Source organism: Actinoplanes sp. CA-015351, assembly GCF_050955685.1.
In the GTDB taxonomy this organism is placed as follows: Bacteria; Actinomycetota; Actinomycetes; order Mycobacteriales; family Micromonosporaceae; genus Actinoplanes.
The window spans coordinates 7,779,049-7,801,911 of the sequence record NZ_CP192102.1 but is presented as its reverse complement, the minus strand read 5'-3'; the positions used below and the strand labels follow the sequence as shown (position 1 = coordinate 7,801,911).

At 69.8% G+C, this 22,863-nt stretch carries 17 protein-coding genes; 8 read left to right on the top strand and 9 right to left on the bottom strand.

The features are described 5' to 3' along the window. Positions 1 to 815: 815 nt before the first annotated feature. From ACQP2E_RS35400 to deoC, 5 genes are all read right to left on the bottom strand, one after another. Entirely contained in the window at positions 816 to 3,104 is a 2,289-nt protein-coding gene (locus ACQP2E_RS35400) for a transposase (protein ID WP_433827316.1), read from the bottom strand. A gap of 82 nt (positions 3,105 to 3,186) precedes the next feature. Continuing rightward, positions 3,187 to 4,080, bottom strand: a complete 894-nt coding sequence (locus ACQP2E_RS35395; protein ID WP_433827315.1) for a DNA primase — start codon at positions 4,078 to 4,080, stop codon at positions 3,187 to 3,189. 95 nt (positions 4,081 to 4,175) lie between these two features. After that, positions 4,176 to 4,991: an aldehyde dehydrogenase family protein gene (locus tag ACQP2E_RS35390; protein WP_433827314.1), complete on the bottom strand. Its 816-nt coding sequence runs from the start codon at positions 4,989 to 4,991 to the stop codon at positions 4,176 to 4,178. Continuing rightward, on the bottom strand, positions 4,984 to 6,408 hold the full coding sequence (locus tag ACQP2E_RS35385) for an aldehyde dehydrogenase family protein (RefSeq protein WP_433827313.1): 1,425 nt from the start codon (positions 6,406 to 6,408) through the stop codon (positions 4,984 to 4,986). Before ACQP2E_RS35385 ends, ACQP2E_RS35390 begins: the two co-directional genes overlap by 8 nt. Before the next feature lie 5 nt (positions 6,409 to 6,413). After that, on the bottom strand, positions 6,414 to 7,343 hold the full coding sequence (gene deoC, locus ACQP2E_RS35380) for a deoxyribose-phosphate aldolase (RefSeq protein WP_433827312.1): 930 nt from the start codon (positions 7,341 to 7,343) through the stop codon (positions 6,414 to 6,416). Between the two features lie 60 nt (positions 7,344 to 7,403). On the opposite strand from deoC, the gene upp reads away from it, so the two are divergent. Continuing rightward, on the top strand, positions 7,404 to 8,036 hold the full coding sequence (upp, locus tag ACQP2E_RS35375; RefSeq protein ID WP_433827311.1) for a uracil phosphoribosyltransferase: 633 nt from the start codon (positions 7,404 to 7,406) through the stop codon (positions 8,034 to 8,036). Positions 8,037 to 8,344: 308 nt separating this feature from the next. On the opposite strand, the gene ACQP2E_RS35370 is transcribed toward upp, so the two are convergent. Beyond that, the gene (locus tag ACQP2E_RS35370) at positions 8,345 to 8,863 is read right to left on the bottom strand and encodes an NUDIX hydrolase (RefSeq protein ID WP_433827310.1); all 519 of its coding nucleotides are present in this window, start codon (positions 8,861 to 8,863) and stop codon (positions 8,345 to 8,347) included. Between the two features lie 176 nt (positions 8,864 to 9,039). Between ACQP2E_RS35370 and ACQP2E_RS35365 the strand changes: the two genes are divergently transcribed. Then, the gene (locus tag ACQP2E_RS35365; protein ID WP_433827309.1) at positions 9,040 to 12,546 is read left to right on the top strand and encodes a bifunctional glycosyltransferase/CDP-glycerol:glycerophosphate glycerophosphotransferase; all 3,507 of its coding nucleotides are present in this window, start codon (positions 9,040 to 9,042) and stop codon (positions 12,544 to 12,546) included. A 49-nt stretch (positions 12,547 to 12,595) separates the two neighbouring features. Continuing rightward, positions 12,596 to 13,282, top strand: a complete 687-nt coding sequence (locus tag ACQP2E_RS35360) for a GOLPH3/VPS74 family protein (protein WP_433827308.1) — start codon at positions 12,596 to 12,598, stop codon at positions 13,280 to 13,282. Positions 13,283 to 13,330: 48 nt separating this feature from the next. Here ACQP2E_RS35360 and ACQP2E_RS35355 read toward each other — a convergent pair whose 3' ends face one another. Both ACQP2E_RS35355 and ACQP2E_RS35350 read right to left on the bottom strand, forming a co-directional pair. Next, complete coding sequence (locus ACQP2E_RS35355; RefSeq protein WP_433827307.1) at positions 13,331 to 14,980, bottom strand: phospho-sugar mutase; 1,650 nt, start codon at positions 14,978 to 14,980, stop codon at positions 13,331 to 13,333. Positions 14,981 to 15,000: 20 nt separating this feature from the next. Continuing rightward, positions 15,001 to 16,944, bottom strand: coding sequence for a serine/threonine-protein kinase (locus ACQP2E_RS35350; RefSeq protein WP_433827306.1), 1,944 nt, complete (start codon positions 16,942 to 16,944; stop codon positions 15,001 to 15,003). Between the two features lie 426 nt (positions 16,945 to 17,370). Between ACQP2E_RS35350 and ACQP2E_RS35345 the strand changes: the two genes are divergently transcribed. Further along, a complete protein-coding gene (locus tag ACQP2E_RS35345) occupies positions 17,371 to 18,627 on the top strand; it encodes an amidohydrolase (RefSeq protein ID WP_433827305.1) in 1,257 nt (418 codons plus the stop codon). 105 nt (positions 18,628 to 18,732) lie between these two features. On the opposite strand, the gene ACQP2E_RS35340 is transcribed toward ACQP2E_RS35345, so the two are convergent. Next, positions 18,733 to 19,656: a DUF4349 domain-containing protein gene (locus ACQP2E_RS35340; protein WP_433827304.1), complete on the bottom strand. Its 924-nt coding sequence runs from the start codon at positions 19,654 to 19,656 to the stop codon at positions 18,733 to 18,735. Between the two features lie 108 nt (positions 19,657 to 19,764). On the opposite strand from ACQP2E_RS35340, the gene ACQP2E_RS35335 reads away from it, so the two are divergent. The 4 genes from ACQP2E_RS35335 to ACQP2E_RS35320 all read left to right on the top strand — a co-directional run bounded on the left by ACQP2E_RS35335 (position 19,765) and on the right by ACQP2E_RS35320 (position 22,811). After that, positions 19,765 to 20,397 carry an MBL fold metallo-hydrolase gene (locus tag ACQP2E_RS35335; protein WP_433827303.1) on the top strand — a complete coding sequence of 211 codons (633 nt, stop codon included), beginning with the start codon at positions 19,765 to 19,767 and terminating at the stop codon, positions 20,395 to 20,397. 1 nt (position 20,398) lies between these two features. Further along, positions 20,399 to 21,322 carry a hypothetical protein gene (locus ACQP2E_RS35330; protein ID WP_433827302.1) on the top strand — a complete coding sequence of 308 codons (924 nt, stop codon included), beginning with the start codon at positions 20,399 to 20,401 and terminating at the stop codon, positions 21,320 to 21,322. A gap of 58 nt (positions 21,323 to 21,380) precedes the next feature. Then, on the top strand, positions 21,381 to 22,118 hold the full coding sequence (locus ACQP2E_RS35325) for an SCO6745 family protein (protein ID WP_433827301.1): 738 nt from the start codon (positions 21,381 to 21,383) through the stop codon (positions 22,116 to 22,118). Positions 22,119 to 22,196: 78 nt separating this feature from the next. Beyond that, entirely contained in the window at positions 22,197 to 22,811 is a 615-nt protein-coding gene (locus ACQP2E_RS35320) for a Maf family protein (RefSeq protein WP_433827300.1), read from the top strand. The last annotated feature ends 52 nt before the right edge of the window (positions 22,812 to 22,863 follow it).

Genomic DNA, 22,863 nt, shown 5'->3' with positions numbered 1-22,863 from the left:
GGCCAACACGGCCACACGGCCAACACGGCCAACACGGCCAACACGGCCAACACGGCCACACGGCCAACACGGCCACACGGCCACACGGCCACACGGCCACACGGCCACACGGCCACACGGCCACACGGCCACACGGCGGCACGGCCACACGGCGGCACGGCGGGGAGGCGGCACGGCGGCTCCGCGAGGTTGCGGGGCGGCGAGGATGCGGGGCGGCGAGGCTGCGGCACGGCGAGGCGGCGAGGCGGCGAGGCTGCGGGGCCGACGCGGCAGGGCGACGCCGCGGGGCGGCGAGGCTGGGGGGGGCGACGGGGTGGCGACGCGGCGGGAGAGTCCGGGCGGCCAGGACGCTCTCGCGCTGAATGGTGCGTCCGGCGCGGATGGGGCGAGGTCCACGATCCGTGCCAATGAAGCGACCGAAGGTGATGCGGACCGCTCACCGCCCCGACGGCCCTACCACCCTCGTGGCTTGACCGATCACAATGCCCGGGAGCACGCGAAGCTCAGCGGGAGCGAGAACGGGAGCGCACGGAACGCTTGCTTCGGGTTGACCAGGTCGCACCTATCCGCTCGGTGCGACTTCAGTGACGCCAGGGCCGAGGCGGAGGCGCACCCAACCACTCAGTGCGACCTCATCAGCCCTGCCGGACCCCTTACGTGTGCTCACGCCTCTGCCGACCAGCCGGCTGGCCGCTACCCGCCGGCGAAGAAGCAACGCGCGCACCTTGCCAGCCAGCTGCCGACTTGAAGAAGCTGAGGCGAGCGCAAAAAGGCCGCGCCCCCAACAGGGAGCGCGGCCCTTTCAAGCCTCTGGCTCAGCGACCGCCGAAACCAGCGTTGTTGTCGCGGTACTCATCAGCCGGCTGGCCGTCGCGGGTGAAGTCCCACCCGCCGGCTGCTTCCCGGCCCGGGCGGCCGCCCATGGCGAACCCGCCGATCTCCTGGCCGCGCCGCCACCCGCGGAAATAACCCGTGGTGTGCGCCGCGATCGAGGCCGCGTCTCGGACGATGCGCACCGGGCGCTCCTCGCGCAGGGGCGAACCCGGCACGAGGTTGGCCTGCGGCACACGTTTCGGCAGGCCGGCCGACGTTTCGGCGGCGACGGCCGGTGTGGACGCCTTTTCCGCTGCGCGCCAGCCGCTGTCGTTCGGGTTGGACCAGTCGACCGAGTCCTCCTCGGCGGGTCCGGTGAACCACGCCGAACGGGCCGCCGCGAAGATCAGCAGGTCACCGTCGTTGCCGTCGGCGGAGACCGGCGGCGTGGTGCTGCGATCCAGGGCCGTCAGCTTCGGTGCGCCGTCGACGAGCCGCAACGGCGGGGTGCTGGGCGTGGCCCGGCCCGAACCGTTCGCCCGGCTGCCCAGCTGCGGGTCGATGGCCCGCAGTGACGGCGGCTCTTTCGGCATGTCCTGCCACGGCGGCTTGACCCGGCCCGAGGCGGGCGGGCTGACCGGTGCCGCTGCGGGAGGCGGGGTGACCAGGTCGTCCTTGCCGCTGTTGAGCAGCGGCCAGTTGGCCCGTGAGCCCGGGTCCGAGATCTCCTGGCCGGGACGCTGCGTGGGCGTCGGCGCGGGGGCCGGCGACTGCGGGGGCAACGGCAGGCTGAAGTCGGTCGGGCCGCCGGGCACACCGTTGGCCGGTGTTGTTTTCGGCCGGGACGGGATGACCGTGCGCGAACGCTCGGACCGTGCCCGGTTGAGCTCGGCGTTGGCCAGAGTGGGCCGGAACGGCTCGCCGGCGTCCGCCGGGGACGAACGACCACCCGGCTGCGCCGAGGTGGGCATCGAACGACTGCCCGGCTGCGCCGAGATGGGCATCGAACGACTGCCCGGCTGCGCCGAGGTGGGCATCGAACGACCACCCGGCTGCGCCGAGGTCGGCATGGCCGGAGGCCGGGACGCCGGAACCGGACGCGAACCCGGGGTGATCGGTGTCATGCCGGGCGGAGGCGGCGGCACCGAGACCGGCCGGTTGCCCGGCGTGCTCGGACGGCTGGGAAGGCCGTTCGCCGCGGCCGGGGCGATCGGCGGCGGTCCGATCGGGTCCGGAGCGACAGGGGGAGCCGTCATCGGCCGCGGCATGGCCGGACCGGTGCCGGTGGTCGCCGGCTCGGGACGGCTGCGCCGGCCGAAGCGCGAGTTCTCACCGGTCGGCACGGGCTGCAGCGTGGGAATCGGGTCCGGAGTCCGACGGGACGACCGCCGGCCGGTGCTCGGTCCGGTCACCGAGGTGCCGTTGCGGGCGCTCAGCGTGCCGACAAGCGCCGAACAGGCCGAGTCGCAGGCACGGACCGCGCCGATGGCCTGACGCACCGCGTCGGCGGCGGCAGGGGCCAGAGACTTGTTGACGCCACCGCGCCGCGGCGACTCGCTGATGGCCACCTGGAGTGCGGTGACGGCCGCGATCAGCTGGTCGTCGCTGCCGGCGCCGTTACGGGCCAGCTCACCGGCGATCTCGCGGGTGACGTGCCCGGTGTCGCCGGGGCGGCTGGTGATCCGCCCGGGCTCGGGCACGGCGTCGAGGACGGCCAGGGCGAGCGGGTGAGCCGGGTCCGGGTACGCCCGGAGAGCCGCCGGATAAAGCTCACGCAGCACCTCGCGCAGAGCGACGGCAGCTGAGTTGCGCCCGACAAGCATCGCCACGTGGGCTGCCAGGACCGGCTTGTAGCTGACCAGCTCGCGTGGCGTCGGAAGGTTTATCGCGGCGATCGCGCCGGCCTGCAATGCCCGGGCCAGGCCGACGGCCCGGCGGGCGGCGACCGGCGCCGCGATCTCCTCTGGGGAGTCGTCGTCGGAGAAACGCTCGGCGTAGTCGTCCGCGTCGTCGTCGTCGACAACGACCAATGGGCGTCCGGCTGCGGTGAGCAGCGACGTGACGACGTGGTCGTCACTGTCGGCGGCAACCGCCGCGTCGCTGAAACCTGTCGTCCGTTCCACGAGCAGCGTTCCCAGCTGGGCGTAGCCCGCCGGGTCGTCGCTGATCTCGTGGACGCCGAGCAGCCGGCCTGCGTCATCCACCACGGCGATGGTCAGTGGTGCGGCCGAAGCCGTACGCACCGAATCATCAGCCGACGCCAGACCGCAGTACACGCGCACGAGCGCCACGGCGTCGTCCTCCTCCCCGGGAGTGCTGCTTCTCTCTGGCCTGCTTCTCGTCGGCCAAGGACTGATGTTCCCTGGTAATCGGTCAGTCACGCCAGTCCACAGCGACAGAGATCTTGCTGATCACCGAACGCCAACCCAGACTCGCCTGTTGTGCCCCGATTTTCTTCAGCCGGCGACGTCCGAAGAATCCGCTCATCCCACCGTTTTCCGCGGAGCGCAGGGACTCGTCCAGGTCATCGAGCGGAGAACCGGGCGACAGCGCCAGGATCACCGGCTTGATGCGGAGAGCGTGTCCGAGGTCGCGGGCCACCTCGCCGGCGGCGATGAGAAGCGGCAGATCCCACGTGTCGTGCCCGCCGCGCAGGTTCTCAACCACGAGGTCGAGCTCGTAGCGATCATCCGGCTGCGGGTCGATGTCGCTCGACTGTACCCGCTCGGCCAGGGCCTCCCAGGTGTCCAATTGTGCGAGATCGTGCGGAGCACCCGAACGAAGGAAGGAGACGAGCGATTCGGTGCTCTTGAACGCGAGCAGCCGGCCCTTGTGGCTGAGGAACAGGGGGACTTCCTCGTCGTCCGCCTGGCCGGCCGTCTCCTCCGGCTCGTCCTCGACGTCAGCCGACTCGACCTTGTCTCCCGGCTCCTCGTCAGACGAGACAGGCTTCTCCGAGGAGTCGGTCGCGCTGAGTGCCTGACGCTCCAGCTCCTCGTCGCTGACCTCGACGAACTCCTCACCGTCCTCCTCGATGACGCGCTTACGCGCCTCGAAGGGGTCGTCCTCGTCGACCTCGACCTCGGTCGGCGTGACCTCGCCGGCCTTCCGGTACGCCCGCAGGGTCAGACCCACACCGCCCGGGAGTGCGATCTCCACCGGCTCGATGCGGACGGAATCCCAAAGCTCACGCCCGGACAGCCCTTCGGACGAGGACTTCTCGGCCACCGGCGCGGACGCCTCGGGCTCGTCGGACTGGCTGGTCACGGTTGACCTCCGGATTACTTATGGGGGTGGCGGGACGGGTGACTCTGGGCACACACCCTAGTCGGCAACGCTGTGTGACAAAGGCCCCGGTGGTCTCACTCGCCCTTCGGGTGCCACACGGTCTTCGTCTCGAGCAGCGCCGTCATCGGCCGTAACCCGGGATCGGCGGTGAAGTCGGCGTCCGGGCGAGGGCGGATCACCCGCTTCAACGTGCCTGCGGCGGCCCGTTCCAGCTCGGCGGCGAGCTCGGAGTGCTCCACCCCGGTCAGGTCCAGCGCGTTCACGTCGGCGTGCGCGGCCAGCCAGGGTGCGGTCTCGGCGTACTTGCCGGTGAGAATGTTCACCACGCCGCCGGGGACGTCCGAGGTGGCGAGCACTTCGGCCAGGGTGATCGCGATCTGAGCGTCCGGCGCGAGGACGACCACGGTGTTTCCGGTCACCACGGCTGGGGCGATCACGCTGACCAGGCCGAGCAGCGTGGGTGGCGCGACCACCGCGACCACGCCGGTCGGCTCCGGCGAGGAGATGTTGAAGAACGGGCCGGCCACCGGGTTCGCCCCGCCGGTGACCTGGGCGATCTTGTCGGACCAGCCCGCGTACCAGACCCAGCGGTCGATCGTGGCGTCCATCTCGTCGGACTTGACGCCGAACGGGGTGAACTCGCGCCGGCGCGCTTCCAGCATCTCGGCGATCCGGTAGAGCACCTGGCCGCGGTTGTACGCCGTGGCACCGGCCCATTTCGGCTGGGCGGCACGGGCGGCCAGCACCGCGTCGCGGGCGTCCTTGCGGGAGGCGAGGGCAGCGTTGTCGCCGTTCACCAAGAAGGTCCGTCCTGACTCGCTCCGGGGGAAAGCGCCGCCGATGAACAGCTTGTAGGTCTTGCGGACGGCAAGACGAGCAGACTTAGGCAAGGTAGGCCTCCAGGCCGTGCCGGCCGCCTTCACGGCCGTAACCGGACTCCTTGTAACCGCCGAACGGCGACGCCGGGTCGAACTTGTTGAACGTGTTCGCCCACACCACGCCGGCCCGCAACTTGCCGGCGATCGCGAGGATCCGGGAACCCTTCTCGGTCCAGATGCCGGCCGAGAGCCCGTACGGAGTGTTGTTGGCTTTTTCGACGGCCTCGGCCGGAGTCCGGAAGGTCAGCACCGACAGCACCGGTCCGAAGATCTCTTCCCGGGCGATCCGATGGGCCTGGGTCACGCCGGTGAAGATCGTCGGAGCGAACCAGAAGCCGCGATCGGGCAGCTGACATTCCGGCGACCAGCGCTCCGCACCCTCTTGTGCACCTATTTCCGACAATTCGGTAATACGGGCCAGCTGTGCCGCAGAGTTGATCGCGCCGATGTCCGTGTTCTTGTCCAGCGGGTCGCCGACCCGCAACGTGGACATCCGCCGCTTCAGCGAGAAGAGCAGTTCCTCGGCGATCGACTCCTGCACCAGCAGCCGGGAGCCCGCGCAGCAGACGTGACCCTGGTTGAAGAAGATGCCGCTGACGATCCCCTCGACCGCCTGGTCGATCGGCGCGTCGTCGAAGACGATGTTCGCCGCCTTGCCGCCCAGCTCCAGCGTGAGGCGCTTGCCGGTGCCGGCCACCGAGCGGGCGATCTCCCGGCCCACCTCGGTCGAGCCGGTGAAGGCCACCTTGTTCACGTCCGGGTGCTGCACCAGATAGGCCCCGGTGTCGCCGGCGCCGGTGACGATGTTGACCACACCCGGTGGCAGCTCGGCCTGACGGCAGATGTCGGCGAAGAACAGCGCCGACAGCGGGGTGGTCTCGGCCGGCTTGAGTACCACGGTGTTGCCGGTCGCCAGCGCCGGCGCGATCTTCCACGCCAGCATCAGCAGCGGGAAGTTCCACGGGATGACCTGACCGGCCACGCCCAGCGGTTTCGGGTCGGGGCCGAAGCCCGCGTACCCAAGCTTGTCCGCCCAGCCGGCGTAGTAGAAGAAGTGTGCCGCGACAAGAGGCAGGTCGACGTCGCGTGACTCCTTGATCGGCTTTCCGTTGTCCAGAGACTCCAAAACCGCGAGTTCTCGCGATCTTTCCTGAATTATCCGAGCAATCCGGAATAGATATTTGGCGCGCTCCGACCCGGGCAGCGTGGACCACGGTTCAAAGGCGCGCCGGGCCGCGTCGACAGCTCGATCGACGTCCTCCGAGCCGGCCGAAGCGACCTCGGTGAGGACTTCCTCGGTAGCCGGATTGACGGTCTTGAAAACGTTGCCGTCCTTCGAAGGGTCAAAAGAACCGTCGATGAAAAGACCGTAGGACGACGCGATCTCGACGACGGAACGAGACTCGGGCGCTGGTGCGTAAGAGAACATCGGCCTCAGTCCAGGGTGAAGTAGTCCGGACCGGCATAGTGACCGGTGGTGAGCTTGGTCCGCTGCATGAGCAGGTCGTTGAGCAGCGACGACGCGCCGAACCGGAACCAGTCCGGGCTGAGCCAGTCGTCGCCGACCGTCTCGTTGATCGTCACCAGGTACTTGATGGCGTCCTTGGTGTTCTTGATGCCACCGGCGGGCTTGACCCCGACCTGCCGTCCGTGACGATCCCGGAAGTCCCGGACCGCCTCCAGCATGACAAGCGTGATCGGCAGCGTCGCGTTCACCGCGACCTTGCCGGTGGAGGTCTTGATGAAGTCCGCCCCGGCCAGCATGGCGAGCCAGGAGGCGCGGCGAACGTTGTCGTACGTCGCCAGCTCCCCGGTCTCCAGGATCACTTTCAGATGTGCCTCACCGCACGCCTCTTTGACGGCGACGATCTCGTCGAAGACCCGGTTGTACTCACCGGCCAGGAACGCACCCCGGCTGATCACCATGTCGATCTCGTCGGCGCCGGCCTCGACCGCGGCGCGGGTGTCGGCGAGTTTCACCGAAAGCGGCGCCTGCCCGGACGGGAACGCGGTGGCGACGCTGGCCAGGTGCACCCCCGAGCCGGCGAGCGCGGCCGCGGCGACCGGGGCCATCGCCGGGTAGACGCAGATGGCCGCCACCGCCGGGCAGCTCGGATCGGCGGGATCGGGCCGCCGGCCCTTGGCGCAGAGAGCCCGGACCTTGCCGGGGGTGTCCGCGCCTTCGAGGGTGGTCAGGTCGACCATGCGTATGGCCAGGTCGATGGCGCTTGCCTTGGAACTCGCCTTCACCGACCGGGTGCCGAGTGCCGCCGCCCTCGACTCGACCCCGACCTTGTCGACCCCGGGGAGGCCGTGCAGGAAGGAGCGGAGGTCGGACAGCCCGATGGACGCTGTCGCAGTCATGAAACCGATTCTAAGCAGGCCTGTGACAATTGATCTTGAATGAACGGTAGGTTGAGGCCCGTGGACGTCCTTGTTGTAGATCACCCGCTGGCACAGACCCGGCTCACCGCGATGCGCCGCACCGAGACCGAGTCCGGTGTCTTCCGCGCCTCGCTGCACGAGCTGACCACGATGGTGGTCTACGAGGCGGCGCGCCTCTTCGCCGTCGAGACGTACCCGATCGAGACGCCGGTCGCGCAGACCGAGGGCACCCGCCTGGCGAACCCGCCGCTGATCGTCCCGGTCCTTCGCGCCGGCCTCGGCATGGCCGACGCCGCGCTCGGCCTGCTCCCCGAGTCCTCGATGGGCTTCGTGGGTCTGGCCCGCGACGAGGAGACCCACGAGCCCCGCGCTTACATGGAGTCGCTACCGGCGGACCTCGCCGGTCAGCCGGTCCTGGTCCTCGACCCGATGCTCGCCACCGGTGGCTCACTGCTGCACTGCTGCAAGCTTCTCGCCGACCGCGGCTGCACCGACATCATCATCTGCTGCGTCCTGGCCGCCCCCGAGGGCATCGAGCGCCTCGCGTCGTCCGGCCTGCCGCTTCGCCTGATCACGGCGTCGATCGACGAGGGGCTGAACGAGAAGGCCTACATCGTCCCCGGCCTCGGCGACGCCGGCGACCGTCAGTTCGGCGGCATGCGCCGCTTCTGACCAAACTCCACCAAAGGCCGCGTCTCTCTCACTCTTGGCGAGACGCGGCCTTCATTGCTTTGGTACGCGTCAACAAGGCCAACAAACGCAACAATCGCGCCCCGGACTACGACGCGACCCATTGCCACCCAAGGCCACAGCGCGCCAACCGGCCACAGCCCTCCCATGCGTGTCGACCTCGGGTTCGATTCGAACCCGAAGTCCACACGAGCAGCCATTTCATGGAGTGCGTGTGGACATTGGGTGCGGATCGAACCCTAAATCAACACACTCGCCCTCGGCGGTGGCAGCCGGCCGGGGTGGCCCGTTCAGCGGGGTTCGGGGGTGCTTCGGGCGTACCCAAGGGTGGTGTAATTCCATGAGGTTGCCTTGCCGTCGGTGAATGGCATGACGCCGTGGAAGACCGGCGGGTCGGCGGCGAAGACCAGGGGCAGGAAGTGCCGGTCGGACTCCCACATCGGCAGTTTCCCGGCCAGCACGTCGTCGATGTCGACCCAGTGCAGCGAGCCTTCCGAGTTGTTCCGGTGCGGCGTGCCGGTCCATTCGGTGATCCGGAAGAGGAAGCCCAGCCAGTTCTCACCGCCGCGGCCGAAACCGGGCCAGGAGATGGTGCCGGCCAGCTCGATGCCGGTGCACTCGATGCCGGCTTCCTCGAAGATCTCCCGGCGGATCCCGCCGACCACGTCCTCGCCGGGTTCGAGCTTGCCGCCCAGGCCGTTGTAGTAACCGAAATGGATGTCGTCGGGGCGAGCGTCGCGGCGGATCATCAAGATCTGGCGCCGATCGGGTGAGTAGACGTATCCCAAAGTGGCGACGATGGCCTGCACCCGGCCAAGCCTAGAGCATGTCGATGGGTGACAAACGGCGCATATGATGATGAAGCGCGCTCACGTAGCACCTGGCTGTTCTGCTAACGTTCGCCGAACAGCAGGCGCATAGAGTGAAGAGTCGGGTGCGCCGTCAACCGGTCCCGGGCTGTCTAGTTCTCCAGGAGGGTCACGGGATGCATTCCGTGCTGAGCGTCGTCGTGCCGGTCTACAACGTGGCACCCTACCTGGAGGAATGCCTCTCCTCCATCGCGGCTCAGTATTACCGCCAGCTCGAAGTCGTGATGGTCGATGACGGCTCGACGGACAACAGTGGCGAGATCGCCGCGGACTTCGCGAGTCGTGACTCTCGGTTCAAGTTGGTGACCAAGGCGAACGCTGGGCTCGGCGCCGCGCGTAACACCGGCGTGGAGCACGCCACCGGCGAGTACCTGATGTTCGTCGACAGCGACGACGTCCTGCCGCCGGCCGCCTGCGAGCTGCTCATCGCCTCGATCGCCGAGACCGGTTCGGATTTCGCCTCCGGCAACGTGATGCGGCTGACCAGCCGTGGCGTGCACCAGTCCGGGCTGCACCGCACCCCGTTCGCCACCACGAACCTGCGTACCCACGTCAGCAAGCAGGTCTCGCTGATGGACGACCGCACCGCGTGGAACAAGATCTTCCGCCGCTCGTTCTGGGACCAGCACAAGCTGGCCTTCCCCGAGGGTGTGCTCTACGAGGACACCCCGGTCATGGTCCCGGCACACGTGCTGGCGAAAAGCGTCGACGTCCTCGACGTGCCGGTCTACTACTGGCGTGAGCGCGAGGGCGCGGACAAGTCGATCACCCAGCGGCGTGACGAGATCCGCGGCTTCATCGACCGGCTGGCCGGCGTCGAGCAGGTCAGCAAGTTCCTCGCCAAGCACAAGCAGAACAAGCTCAAGCGCCTCTACGACGCTTCCGCGCTCAAGGGCGACCTGATGCTGTTCATGCGGGTGCTCCCGCAGGTCGACGACGATTACCACCAGCAGTTCCTGGACGGCTGCAACCGCTTCCTGGACACCGTGGACGCCCGCGTCTACGACGAGATCCCGGCCGCGCAGCGGGTGCTCTGGCGCCTGGTGCGCAACCGGATGCTGCCCGAGCTGCTGGAGATGATCCCGACCGTCCGGGCCCGGCACCGGATCGTCCGCAAGGGCCTGCGGCGCTACCACAAGCTGATGTTCCTGGAGGAGCGCCTGCCGACCGTGCCCCGGTCGCTCTTCCTGGCCGGCACCCCGCGTCCGCGGACCCGGGTGCACGACGCGCACTGGCGTGGCGACAAGCTCCAGGTACGCGGTCACGCCTTCATCCCCGGCCAGGCCGCCGGGCACGCCTGGTCGACCACCCGGCTGGTCTGGCTGCGTGACGAGGACGGCCGGCGGACCAAGCGGCAGGCCCTGGTCAACCACAAGTGCCTGGACGCGACAGCGGTGCACGGCAGCCCGACGATCTCGTACGACTGGTCCGGCTTCGAGGCCGAGATCGACGTCCAGTCGCTGCGCGGTGAGGACGGCAAGTGGCACGACGGGATCTGGACCGTCGTGGTCGGCGTCCTCGGCCTCGGCCAGAAGAGCAAGGGCCCGCTGACCGTCGGCGAGCACGCCAACCCGATCCGGCTCACCAGCCTCTACGTCGACTCCGACGTGCGGATCACGCCGGTGGTCACGAACGGCAAGTTCCAGCTGCACATCGAGCACATCGGCGCCCGGCTCACCGGCGGCCGCCTCGACGGCGACCACCTGGAGATCCGCGGCGAGGTGACCGGTGCGAACCGGAAACCGGCCACAGCCCGGCTGTCGCGCACGTCCGGGATCGCCTGGCGCAGTTACCCGGTGAAGATCTCCGACGACCAGTTCACGTTCCGGGTCCCGGTGACCGACCTGCAGGACGAGACGCTGGCATATCCGGAGCTGCTGCCCGGCGAGCCGGGGGAGCGCTGGGAGGTCGAGCTGTCGGCCGGCGACGAGCACGCCGCACCGATCCACCTCGCCATGCACGACTACTTCACGTTCCCGCCGATCTACCTGGACAGCCGGACACTCAACCTGCTGCCGGACCGCAAGGGCCACCCGGTGCTGACCGCGCTGCCGCTGACCCCGGCGGTCTCCGGTGTCACCTCGCTGAGCACCGGTTTCCGGCTCACCGGCACGCTCCCGCCGAGCGGCGACTGGAGCGACATGCGGGTGGTGGCCCGGATCTCGAACGCGCGGGAGACCCGGCACTTCCCGGTGAAGGTCGACGGCGACACCTGGAGCCTTGACCTGGACCCGCTACGGGTGCCGAGCTTCGGCTGGGACATCCGGCTGCGGGCCGGCACCTGGAACGTCTACTACCGCCTCGGTGACGGCCCGATCCGCCCGCTGCCGCTGGCCGCCGGGAGCATGGAGAGCCTGCCGCTGGGCCACCCGGCCGATCCGAAACGGGTCACCCTGGAATGGCTCACCGACCAGCGCAGCGTGATCCGCGTCCGGACCGCGCTCACCGACGAGGAGCGCGGTAAGGCGAACGGCTTCCGCAACCGCACCGAGCTCTATCCGAAGCTGCGCAAGGCGCCGCTGCGCGACGTGGTGCTCTACAACAGCTTCACCGGCCGGCAGTACTCGGACAGCCCCCGCGCGGTCCACGAGGAACTCGTCGCCCGGGGCCTGCCGCTCGGCCACCTCTGGGTGATCACCGACGGCCAGGCCGCGGTGCCGGACTCGGCCCGCGCGGTCGCCCTCTGGCGCCACGAGTGGTACGAAGCCCTCGCCACGAGCCGGTACATCGTCACGAACCAGCACCTGCCCGGCTGGTTCGAGCGCCGCCCCGACCAGGTCGTCATCCAGACCTGGCACGGCACCCCGCTGAAGCGGATCGGCTTCGACATCGAGGACCTGCACTTCGCCGACAAGCAGTACTTCGAGAAGCTGGAGTCGGAGGCGAAGAACTGGAGTCACCTGGTCTCGCCGAACACGTTCAGCACGCCGATCCTGAAGCGCGCCTTCCGCTTCCCGGGTGAGATCCTGGAGATCGGTTACCCGCGTAACGACGTGCTCTTCCTCGAAGGGGAGAAGCGCGACACCCTGGTGGCCGACGTACGCCGCCGGATCGGGCTGCCGGCCGGCAAGAAGGTCGTTGTGTACGCGCCGACGTGGCGTGACGACGAGTACTACGCCGGTGGCGCGTACAAGATGAACATGCAGCTGGACCTGGAGGCGGCCCGGGAGCGTCTCGGCGACGACCACGTGCTGCTGATCAGGCGCCACCCGAACGTCGTCGACGAGATCCGCGGCGCCGGCAACGGTTTCGTGTACGACGTCTCGACGTACCCGGACATGGCGGATCTCCTGGCCATCGCCGACGTCCTGATCACCGATTACTCCTCGGTGATGTTCGACTTCGCCAGCACCGGCCGGCCGATGTTGTTCTTCACGTACGACCTGGAGAACTACCGGGACAACCTGCGTGGCTTCTACTTCGACTTCGAGGCCGAGGCGCCCGGACCGCTGCTGAGCACTTCCGACGAGGTGATCGACGCGATCCGTACCTCGGACCAGGTGGTGGAGAAGTACGCCACTCAATACCAAGCCTTCACCCGGCGCGCCAGCGACCTCGACGACGGACACGCATCGGCCCGATTGGTCGACGCGATGCTGTCGGCTGGGCGCAAGAGCAAGTGACCGACCTGGGGATCGGATCCCGTGACGCGGAGCACTATCGTTGTCAAATATGACCCCCATCCCGCTCGCCGAGGAACTCCTCCTCCTCGCGTACGACGACCAGACCGGTAAGGCGACAGGTTCGCGTATCGGGCTCGACCTGGGTATGGCCGCGGCCATCCTGATCGACCTCGCCCTGGCGAACCGTGTCGCGTACGCCGCTGACGGCTACCTCAAGGTCGTCGACGCCACCCCGCTCGGTGACGTGGTCGCCGACGCCGTGCTGGCGAAGGTCGCGGCGGACGAGCCGCACACCCCCGCGCAGTGGCTCCAGCGTCTGCGTCACCGCCTGCGCACCCGGATCCTGGAGGATCTGTGTGACCGCGGTGTCGTGCGCGACGTCGACGAGACCCAGCTCGGCGTGATCCACGTGCACCGTTACCCCACGAGCGACCCGGCTTACGAGGCCGAGATCCGGCAGCGGCTCGCGGCCGCTCTGGTCGGCAACACGCTTCCCGACGAGCGCACCGCCGCTCTCGCCACGTTGCTTGTCGCCGCCCGGATGGAGCCGGCGCTGAAGCTGCCGCCCGAGGACGCGGAGCGCGCACACGAGCGGCTCGAGGAGATCGCCAGCAACGCCGGGTTCGTCGGCGACGTGTCGCTGGAGGACTCGATCGTGCGTCCCAGCGTGGCGCTCGTGGTCGCGACGCTGGGCCGGGCCATCCAGGCTGCCCTGGGCGCTCCGAAGCCGCTGTGACGCCCCTGGACCGGCTGGCTCACTGCTGAGCCAGCCGGATGGGGTCCGCTACACGCCCAGCGTGGCGGCGATCTCGCCGCGCAGGGTCACGAGCGCGGCCGCGGCGCGGGTCCGGGCCGTTTCCAGGTCGCCCTCGGCGACCGGTTCGACCACTTCCAGGTACGCCTTGAGCTTCGGCTCCGTGCCCGAAGGACGAATCACCACCCGGGCGCCGGCCGTCCGGAACGTGAGGACGTCGTTGTCCGGCAGCAGATCGGCGACCTCGGTCACCGGTGATCCGAGCAGGATGGCCGGCGGCGCCTGACGGGCCCGGCCCATCGCGCGGCCGATCTCGGACAGGTCGTCGACCCGGACCGAGAGCTGGTCGGTGGCGTGCACCCCGAACTCGGTCGCCAGCTCGTCCAGGCGGTCACCGAGGGTACGGCCCTCGGCCCGCAACTGGGCGGCCAGCTCGGCGACCGTCAGCGCGGCCGTGACACCGTCCTTGTCGCGGACCATCGCCGGGGCGACGCAGTACCCGAGCGCCTCCTCGTACCCGAACGCCAGCTCCTCGGCGGCCCGGACGATCCACTTGAAGCCGGTCAGGGTCTCCGCGTACGGCACACCACGGGCGGCACAGAGGCGGCCCAGCAGCGACGACGACACGATCGTGGTGGCGTACGTGCCGGTGACGCCGCGCCGGATCAGGTGGTCGGCTAGCAGCACGCCCAGCTCGTCCCCGCGCAGCGGCCGCCATCCGCCGGCCACCGGGATGGCGACGGCGCAGCGGTCCGCGTCCGGGTCGTTGGCGATCGCCAGGTCGGCGTGGTTCGTGCCGGCCAGCGCGAGCAGCCGGTCCATCGCGCCCGGCTCCTCCGGGTTCGGGAACGCCACGGTCGGGAACTCCGGGTCCGGCTCGGCCTGGTCGGCCACCACGGCCGGCACGGCGAACCCGGCAGCGGCGAACGCGGCCTCCACAGTCTCCCCGCCCACCCCGTGCATCGGGGTGTACGCGATGGTCAGCTCACGCGGGCCGCCCTCGATGAGCACGTTCGCGGCGCTCCGCACGTACCCCTGGAAGATCTTCTCGTCGAGGAGCGTGCCGGGACCGCCGAGCGGGACCGACGCGAGGCTGCCGACCGCGCGGATGGCCGCCTCGATGCCGGCGTCAGCCGGTGGCACGATCTGCGCGCCGTGACCGGCAGGTCCGCCGAGCTGCTCGCCGAGGTAGACCTTGTAACCGTTGTCCTGCGGCGGATTGTGGCTGGCGGTGACCATCACGCCGGCGACCGCGCCGAGGGCGCGCACCGCATAGGCCAGGACCGGGGTGGGCAGCGTGCGGGGCATGACCAGGGCCGGGCGGCCGGCGCCGGTCGCCACCCTCGCGGTCCGCTCGGCGAACTCGCGGGAACCGTGCCGGGCGTCGTAACCGATCACCAGCGGGCCTTCGCCACCCTGCGCGGCCAGCCAGGTGACCAGTCCGGCGGCGGCCTGGGTGACCACCGCGAGGTTCATGCCGTTCGGGCCGGCGCGCAGTGGTCCGCGCAGCCCTGCCGTGCCGAAGGTGAGCGGGCCGGCGAACCGGTCGCGCAGCTCCGCGGTGGTCGCCGGCAGCCGGTCGATCAGCTCGCGCAGCTCGGACCGGCTCACCGGGTCGGGATCGTCGGTGAGCCAGGCCTCGGCCCGCTCTCTCAGGTCAACATCAACTTCGGACACCATCAGGGATTGATAGCACAGCGTCACCCGGCGATCTGAAAGGTCTCCGCCATCTTGTCGAAGTACGGCTTGCTCGCGGCGAAGTCGACTTCCGGAGTGGTCAGGTAGAACGAGTACATCTTGTTGCCGATGGTGGTCATCCGCCAGATGCCGTGACGCATGGCGTCACCCGCGCCGCAGGTGTACTCGAACTGGGCACCGGCGTTGCCCGCGACCTCGACCTCGATGGTCTCGCCCTGGGTGTACGGCTTCGGGCAGTTCTTCGACTTCTTCAAGGTGCCGGGCGCGGTCTCGTTGACGAACCGGTTCGGTGAGATCGAGCCCTTCTCCAGCAGGACGCGGACCTTGATCGCCTTGTTGTCCGGGTTCACGTAGTCCACGTACGTCTGGCCGGAGGTGCGGGTCCAGCCGGCCGGAACCTGCACGCTGATCGAGGCGTTGCCCTGGAAGTCCTGGGTCTGCACCGGAGGCAGCGCGGCCGCGGCGCTCGGCGCCGGCTGGGCCTGAGCGTCCTGCCCGGCCGGGTCGTCGCCACCGCCCAGCGAGAAGACCAGAATCAGCACCAGCACGACGGCCGCGGCGGCGCCGGCCGAGGCCAGCTGCTTGTTACGCGGCCAGGACTTGAACGTGGTGACCAGCTTGTCGGTGGTCTCCCGCGCGCCGGTCGTCACCTTGCTCATGGTGGCGCGCCGTTTCGCCGCCGGGCTCATCACCACGGTGCCGGGGCGCTGGTCGCCGCTGTTCCACGGGTTGTGCGACGGGGGATTGTGTGACGGGGGATTGTGCGGCGGGATCACGCTCGTCGGGTCACCCGACTGCGGCTGCTGCTGCATCATGCTGGTCGGGAAGCCACCGGGGGTCTCACCGGCGGGCTCCGGGGCGCGGCGGCGGCCACCGGGGGAGTTCTGCTGCTGGAGCTTGTTGAGGTGGTCGGTGAGCGACTCACCGGGCGAGAGCATGGCCCGGCCACCGATCTGGCCGCTGGGCTGCGGCGGGATCTGCTGAGTGTCAGCGGCCGGCGCGGGGCTGGTCGGCCGGGACGACGAGACCACCGAATAGGGGTCGGTCATCATGTGCGGCGGCTGTTTGCTGGCCAGCGGGCCGGCCAGCTGCTGACGCAGGATGGTGCGGGCGGTCGTGACGTCCATCCGCTGGCCCGGGTTTTTCTCCAGCAGGCCCATCAGCACCGGGGCGAGCGAGCCCGCGCGCACGACCGGCGCCGGCGGGTCCTCGACCACGGCGTGCATGGTCTCGATCGGGTCGCCCTTGTCGAACGGCGGGCGTCCCTCGATCGCGGTGTAGAGCGTGACGCCCAGCGAGAACAGGTCGCTCGGCGGACCGAAGTCGTGGCCCATGGCCCGCTCCGGCGAGATGAAGTGCGGCGAGCCCAGAACCATGCCGGGCGTGGTCAGCTGCACGTCGGTGGGCATCCGGGCGACGCCGAAGTCGGTCAGCACGCAGCGGCCGTCCTGGCAGATCAGCACGTTCGCCGGCTTCACGTCGCGGTGCAGCACGCCGTGGGCGTGCGCGACCTCGAGAGCGCCGAGCAGAGCAATGCCGATCTTCGCGACCACCCGCGGGGAGACCGGGCCGTCCTCGATGACCATGTCGGCGAGGCTGCGGGCGTCCAGCAGCTCCATCACGATCCATGGCCGGCCGTTCTCGTGGACCACGTCGTAGACCTGGACGACGGCCGGGTGCTGGAGCGCGGCGGCGGCGCGGGCCTCCCGCATGGTGCGCTCGTACATCGAGTCGCGGTCGCTGGGTGCGAGACCGGGCGGGAGGATCACCTCCTTGATCGCCACGTCGCGGCGCAGCAGCGTGTCCGCCGCGCGCCACACCGTTCCCATGCCGCCATGACCCACCGCGGCGCGCAGCGTGTACCGCCCGCCGATGAGCGTGCCCGGGGCCGCACGTCCGCTGAGAGGGGAGGTGTTGCCACCGCTCCACGTCGGAATCTGAGTCACTGAGGATGCCACCGAGGGGGTATAGGGGCTGTCGCCAACCCCGCTATCTTGCCCGCTGGGTGGCGCTCAATGAAAGTCACGGGTGGAGTGTTCAACACACTTCGACGGTGGGTAGCCGTGAAGTGGCCGAGTGTGGACGCCGGCGAACTCAGGGTGCAAAAACCCTCACTGTCGGCGGTTGGTCGTCAGAGCGAGCGCGAACGTCCTACCGTTGAGGTGACGTACAGGTGGTGTGTCGCGTCACCTCAGCGATTCAGTACCCGTTGAGGGGTTGGCGGGCCGGGACGATCTCCCGTGGGCTCGTCTCACCCCTGCTGTGGAGTGGCAACCTCTTTACCCTCCCGTTACACAGCGTGATGGAATTCGGGTTACGCTGGCGCGCGTCTCGAAACCCGACAAACCTCTAGAACGAATACGGAAGCCGACGTGACTGCTGCTCTGACGGCGCCGGAAGGTGTCGATACGCCGTGGCCCGGGACGCTGCCCGGTGCCGACCCGCTCCCTGGCCAGCTCGATCGCTGGCTCGCCGCGCGGGGTTCAGAGCTGGTAACGATTCGCCGGCACATCCACGCTCACCCCGAGCCGTCACACTCCGAATTCGAGACCGCCGCGCTGATCGCCCGTGAGCTGACCGTCGCCGGTCTCTCCCCGCGGATGCTGCCCAGGGGCAACGGCGTCGTCTGCGACATCGGCGAGGGTGATCGGGTCATCGCGTTCCGCGCCGACATCGACGCGCTGCCGCTGCAGGACCTCAAGGATGTGCCGTACCGCAGCACCGTGGACGACCTGGCGCACGCCTGCGGCCACGACGTGCACACCACCGTGATGCTCGGCCTCGGCCTGGCCTGCGCGAAACTGCACGAGCAGGGCGAGCTCGCCGGCCGGGTGCGGCTGATCTTTCAGCCGGCCGAGGAGGCGATGCCGTCCGGCGCCCCCGAGGTGATCGCTGCGGGTGCCCTCAAGGACGTCGCTGCCATCTTCGCGCTGCACTGTTACCCGCAGCTGCCGGCCGGTCTGGTCGGTGTCCGGTCCGGCCCGTTCACCGCGGCCGCCGACGCGGTCTCGGTGAAGCTGACCGGCCCCGGCGGGCACACCGCCCGCCCGCACCTCACCGCCGACCTGGTGCACGCGCTGGGCCGGGTCATCGTCGACGTGCCGGCTCTGCTGGCCCGCCGGATCGACCCGCGGGCCGGACTCTCCCTGGTCTGGGGCGCTGTGCACGCCGGGCAGGCGTTCAACGCGATCCCGGGCGCCGGCGAGGTACGCGGCACCGTCCGGGTGCTCAGCCGGGAGGCCTGGCGCGAGGCGCCGGAACTGGTCACCAGGCTGATCCACGACGTGGTCGCGGCGACCGGCGCCGAGGTCGAGGTCAATTACCAGCGGGGTGTCCCGCCAGTGATCAACGACCGGATGGCGTCGGCGATCGTGGCCGGCGCCGCCGGTGCCGCGCTCGGCGCCGACCGGGTGGTCGAGGCCGAGCTCAGCATGGGCGGCGAGGACTTCTCGTTCTACCTGGAGCACGTGCCGGGCGCGATGATCCGGCTCGGCACCGCCGTCCCCGGCTCGGACGTGCGTCACGACCTGCACCAGGGCGATTTCGACGTGGACGAGCGCAGCATCGGTTACGGCGTACGGGTCATGACGCACACCGCCCTGGCGGCACTGGCGTCGGGCGCTTTCTGACCCACCCGCCTTCGCGATCTTGTTGATTTCCCCCGCCTTCGCGATCTTGTTGATTTCCACAGAAACGGTCCGGTGGAAGTCAACAAGATCGGGATGAGGGCCGGCTCAGGGTGCCGGTACCGGCGGTCGCCGCCGGTACCGCCGGACCAGATGGACCACCACCGCGGCCGGCACTCCGATCGCCAGCAGCCAGGGCAGCAGCGCGCCGAGCACGGTCGCCAGCACGGCCAGCGACGCCTTCAGCGCGTCCCAGCCGCCGGAGAGGCCGGCCAGGAAGCCCGGCGTCTCGTCGTCCGGCTCGGCGCTCGTGGCGTCCGGGTCGAGCAGCACCACGGTGATCGTGGAGAGCGAGGTCAGGTCGGCGAGCCGGCGCTTCTTCGCCTCCAGCGAGGCCAGGTCGGCCTCCCGGGTCGCCACCTCGCGCTCCAGCATCACCAGATCGTCGAGGGACTTGGCCTGGCCGAGCAGCTTCTTGCCGCTCTCCACCCGGGCCGTCTGCACCGAGATCCGGGCGTCCAGGTCGACGACCTGCTCGGTGACGTCCTCGGTGTTGATCCCGCGGGTCTCCTCGGTGCCCAGCTTGGCGAGCTGGTCGACCACCGAGCTGAACTTGTCGGCCGGGATCCGCAGGGTCAGGTTCGCGGTGTCCGCGCCGGTGCCGCTGTGCCGCTCGTCGCCGCCGACGAAACCTCCGGACGCCGAGGCGATGCCGGTGACCTGCGCGGCGGCCGTGGTGACGTTGTCGACGCGTACCGTGATCGAGCCGGTGTAGATGATCGAACGCTGGTCGACGCGCAGGTCGGGCGCCTGCGCGGTGGTGTTCGCGCCCTCGTCCGCCTTTCCGGCGCTGTCCGCCTCGCCGCCTCCGGCGCGGTCGGCCGCCGCCGGGGCCTCCTGGTCCGCGCCGCCCACGGCCGGCTCGGCCTGCGAGTAACTTCCCGAGTCGGTGCTGTCCGCACCGCAACCGGTGAGCAACGCCCCCGCGAGCAACGCCGCGGCGATCAGTTTGGTGGCACCCCGTTTATGCATCGTCACTCCGATCCGCTCATGCTTGAGGGGTTGGGACGTACGCCACACGGCACTTGGTTCCGGCAGACTGCTTGTTCAGCGGTCACGATTCAACGGCGGAGGAGTCCCGTGCGCGTCACGAAGTTCACGCATTCATGTCTGCGACTCGAGGGCGCGGGAGTTCTCGTGGTGGATCCCGGCGAATTCTCCGAGAAGGCCGCATTGGACGGCGCGGATGCCGTGCTCATCACCCACGAGCACTTCGACCACCTGGACGTGGACGCGGTGACCGCGGCGGTGTCCCGGCGACCGGACCTGCGGATCTTCGCGCACGAGGCGGTGCTGCCACTGCTCGAAAGCGTGGCCGGCTCGACGACCGCGGTGTCGTCCGGCGAGGAGTTCGAGGCCGCCGGTTTCCGGGTCCGTGCGTACGGCGGACAGCACGCGATCATTCACCCGTACGTGCCGGTCTTCGCGAACCTGGGCTTCCTGATCGACGACGGCGCCGCCAACGTCTACCACCCAGGCGACTCGTTCACACTGCCCGGCGTCGAGGTGGAGACCCTTTTCGCGCCGATGAACGCGCCCTGGGCCACCATCGCCGAGTCGGTGGAATTCGTCCGGGCGGTGCGTCCCGGCCGAGCCTTCGCGCTGCACGACGGCCTGCTCAACGAGCGCGGTGCGGCCGTTTACGGCAAGCACCTGGAGAGTTTCTCCGATACCAAGTTCCAGCAGGTGACGCCCGGAACCGTGCTCGGCTGACGTGGTCACCGGCACCGATGCCACGGTCCGGCGTCTCTATGAGGAGCCGCCGGACGGCTTCGTCGCGGCCCGGGCCGCCGCGATCGAAGAGGCCCGCAGGTCCGGCGACCGGGACGCGGCCAAACGTCTCGCCGGGCTGAAGAAACCGACGGTGGCGGCCTGGGTGGTCAACCTGCTCGCCCTGCACCGCCCCGATCTCATCGACGAGCTGGTCGAGCTTTCCGCCGCCCTGCGCAGCGCCCAGCGTGACCTGCAGGGCGACCAGCTGCGCGAGCTGTCCACCCAGCGCCGCCAGTTCGTGTCGGCGCTGGTCGCGGCGGCACGCAAGCTGGCCGTCAAGGCCGGGGCCAGCACCAGCAAACTGCCGCTCGCCGAGGTGGAGGCGACGCTCACCGCCGCCCTCGCCGAGCCGGAGATCGCCGAGCAGGTGCGCACCGGCCGGCTCATCCGGGCCGCGACCTACGCGGGCTTCGGCGAGGTGCCGCGACCCCGCCTGCGCCTGGTCACCGACGAGCCTGCCGGCTCGCCATCCGAGACCCTGGATCCAGAACCCGAGGATACTGAAATAGCGAGGCCGTCCGCTCGTGACCAGGCTGCGGCCGTCCGGGAGCGTGCGGCAGCCGATCAGCGCAAACGCGAGCAGGAACGCCGGCGCCGGGAGCTGGACCGGGAATTGACCACGGCGATGGCCGCCGAGCGGCGTGCCGACGCCCAGCTGGAACGGGCCGAGACCGCCGAACGCGACGCCGGCCACCTGGTCGAGGACCTGGACGCCGAACTGGCCGAGCTGGAGCGGCGGCGCACCGAGGCGGTGGCCGACGTGGCACGGCGCAAGCTGGCCCGGCGTACCGCTGAGCGCGAGGCAGCGGCGGCCCGGCGTCAGGTCGGTGACGTCCAGGCGGCGCTGGACGACCTGGAATCCTGAGGCTGAGATCGGTAGGGAGCGTTTTCTTTAACCGGTCAGGGAGGGCAGAATCGGGCGGGTGACCCCCGAACAGGCTGCCGCCAACGCCAAGGCGGGACTCGCCGCCATAGTCGGAGCCTTCGCGGAATCACCGCAGACGTTGCGTCGTGCCCGGCTGCTCGGGCTCTCCGGCTGGGCCTACCACGTGTCGGCCCGGGCCGGTGCGCTCGGCGATGTCCGGCCGGAGACGGTGGCCGCCGCGCTTGCCTTCATCGCCCCCGAGGCGGTCACCGACGGCTGGGAGGCAACAGCGAAGACGTCCGCCCCGGTCGAGGTCGCCACCTGGCACCTGCACGAGCTGTGCGCCTGGGGTACTGAGCAGCTCGGCGCCTTCCCCCGGCTGGCCCGGCTGCTGGAGCTCGCCGGCCGGGTGGTGGACGGTGTCGACGCCGCGGGCCTGACCCTTTTCGCCGCCTGGCGGGCCATGCCGGTGCCGGACCCGGCGCCTGGCGCGCGGGCGGCCGTCCTGCTGCACCTGCTGCACGAGCACCGCCAGGGCGTGCACGTCATCGCGGTCCGGGCCAGCGGACTCACCCCGCTCGAAGCGATCATCGCGGGCCCGGACGGCGAGACCGGAGCGGTGGCGTTCGGCTGGCAGCCGCCGTACCCGCACGCCGGCCCCCTGGTCCGCCGCCTGATGTGGGCCGAGGCGGTGGCCAACTCGCTGGCCGGTCAGGCGTACGCGACGCTGGACCGCGGCGAGCGCCTTGAATTCGCCGGTCTCCTCGAATCCCTGAGCCACCGCCTGACCCGCTGACCCCGCTGACCATAAAAGGGCGTAAACCTGCCGCTTGCGCCCACAAGCCCACACTGATGCCTTGTAGGCTCCCTTTCCGTGCAGACCGACATCACGTACCGACTGATCCTCGCCTCGGCCAGTCCGGCCCGCCGTGCCCTTCTGACCGGCGCCGGCATCGACGCCGAGGTCATCGTGAGTGGCGTGGACGAAAGCGTCGTTGATGCCGAGGACGCGTCCACGCTCTGTCTCGCCCTTGCCCGGATGAAGGCACGCACCGTGGCCGCCGACCTACCGGCCGACCCGGGCGCGCTGGTGCTCGGCTGCGACTCGGTGCTGGCGTTCGGCAGCGAGATTTTCGGCAAGCCGTCGAGCGCCGAGGAAGCGATCAAGCGCTGGTCCGCGATGCGCGGCAAGTCCGGGGTGCTGCACACCGGCCACCACCTGACCGGCCTGGTCAGTGGCCTTCAGGCGGAGGCGGTCGGCACCACCACCGTGCACTTCGCCGACGTCAGCGACGCGGAGATCGAGGCGTACGTGGCCTCCGGCGAACCGCTTCAGGTGGCCGGCGGCTTCACCCTGGACGGCCGGGGCGGAGCGTTCGTGGAGCGGATCGAGGGCGACCCGGGCAACGTGATCGGCCTGTCGCTGCCGTTGCTGCGCACGCTTCTCGGCGAGATGGGCGTACCGATCACCAGCCTGTGGCGAAACTGAATCTCCTGGAAGTAAATTCGGATTCGCATCGAGGCCAAAAGAGCGGAACGAC

Excerpts from the sequence above, each read along its gene's own strand:
- ACQP2E_RS35385 (WP_433827313.1), bottom strand. The coding sequence starts at position 6,408 with ATGTTCTCTTACGCACCAGCGCCCGAGTCTCGTTCCGTCGTCGAGATC.
- deoC (WP_433827312.1), bottom strand. The coding sequence starts at position 7,343 with ATGACTGCGACAGCGTCCATCGGGCTGTCCGACCTCCGCTCCTTCCTG.
- ACQP2E_RS35365 (WP_433827309.1), top strand. The coding sequence starts at position 9,040 with ATGCATTCCGTGCTGAGCGTCGTCGTGCCGGTCTACAACGTGGCACCC.
- ACQP2E_RS35360 (WP_433827308.1), top strand. The coding sequence starts at position 12,596 with ATGACCCCCATCCCGCTCGCCGAGGAACTCCTCCTCCTCGCGTACGAC.
- ACQP2E_RS35355 (WP_433827307.1), bottom strand. The coding sequence starts at position 14,980 with ATGGTGTCCGAAGTTGATGTTGACCTGAGAGAGCGGGCCGAGGCCTGG.
- ACQP2E_RS35340 (WP_433827304.1), bottom strand. The coding sequence starts at position 19,656 with ATGCATAAACGGGGTGCCACCAAACTGATCGCCGCGGCGTTGCTCGCG.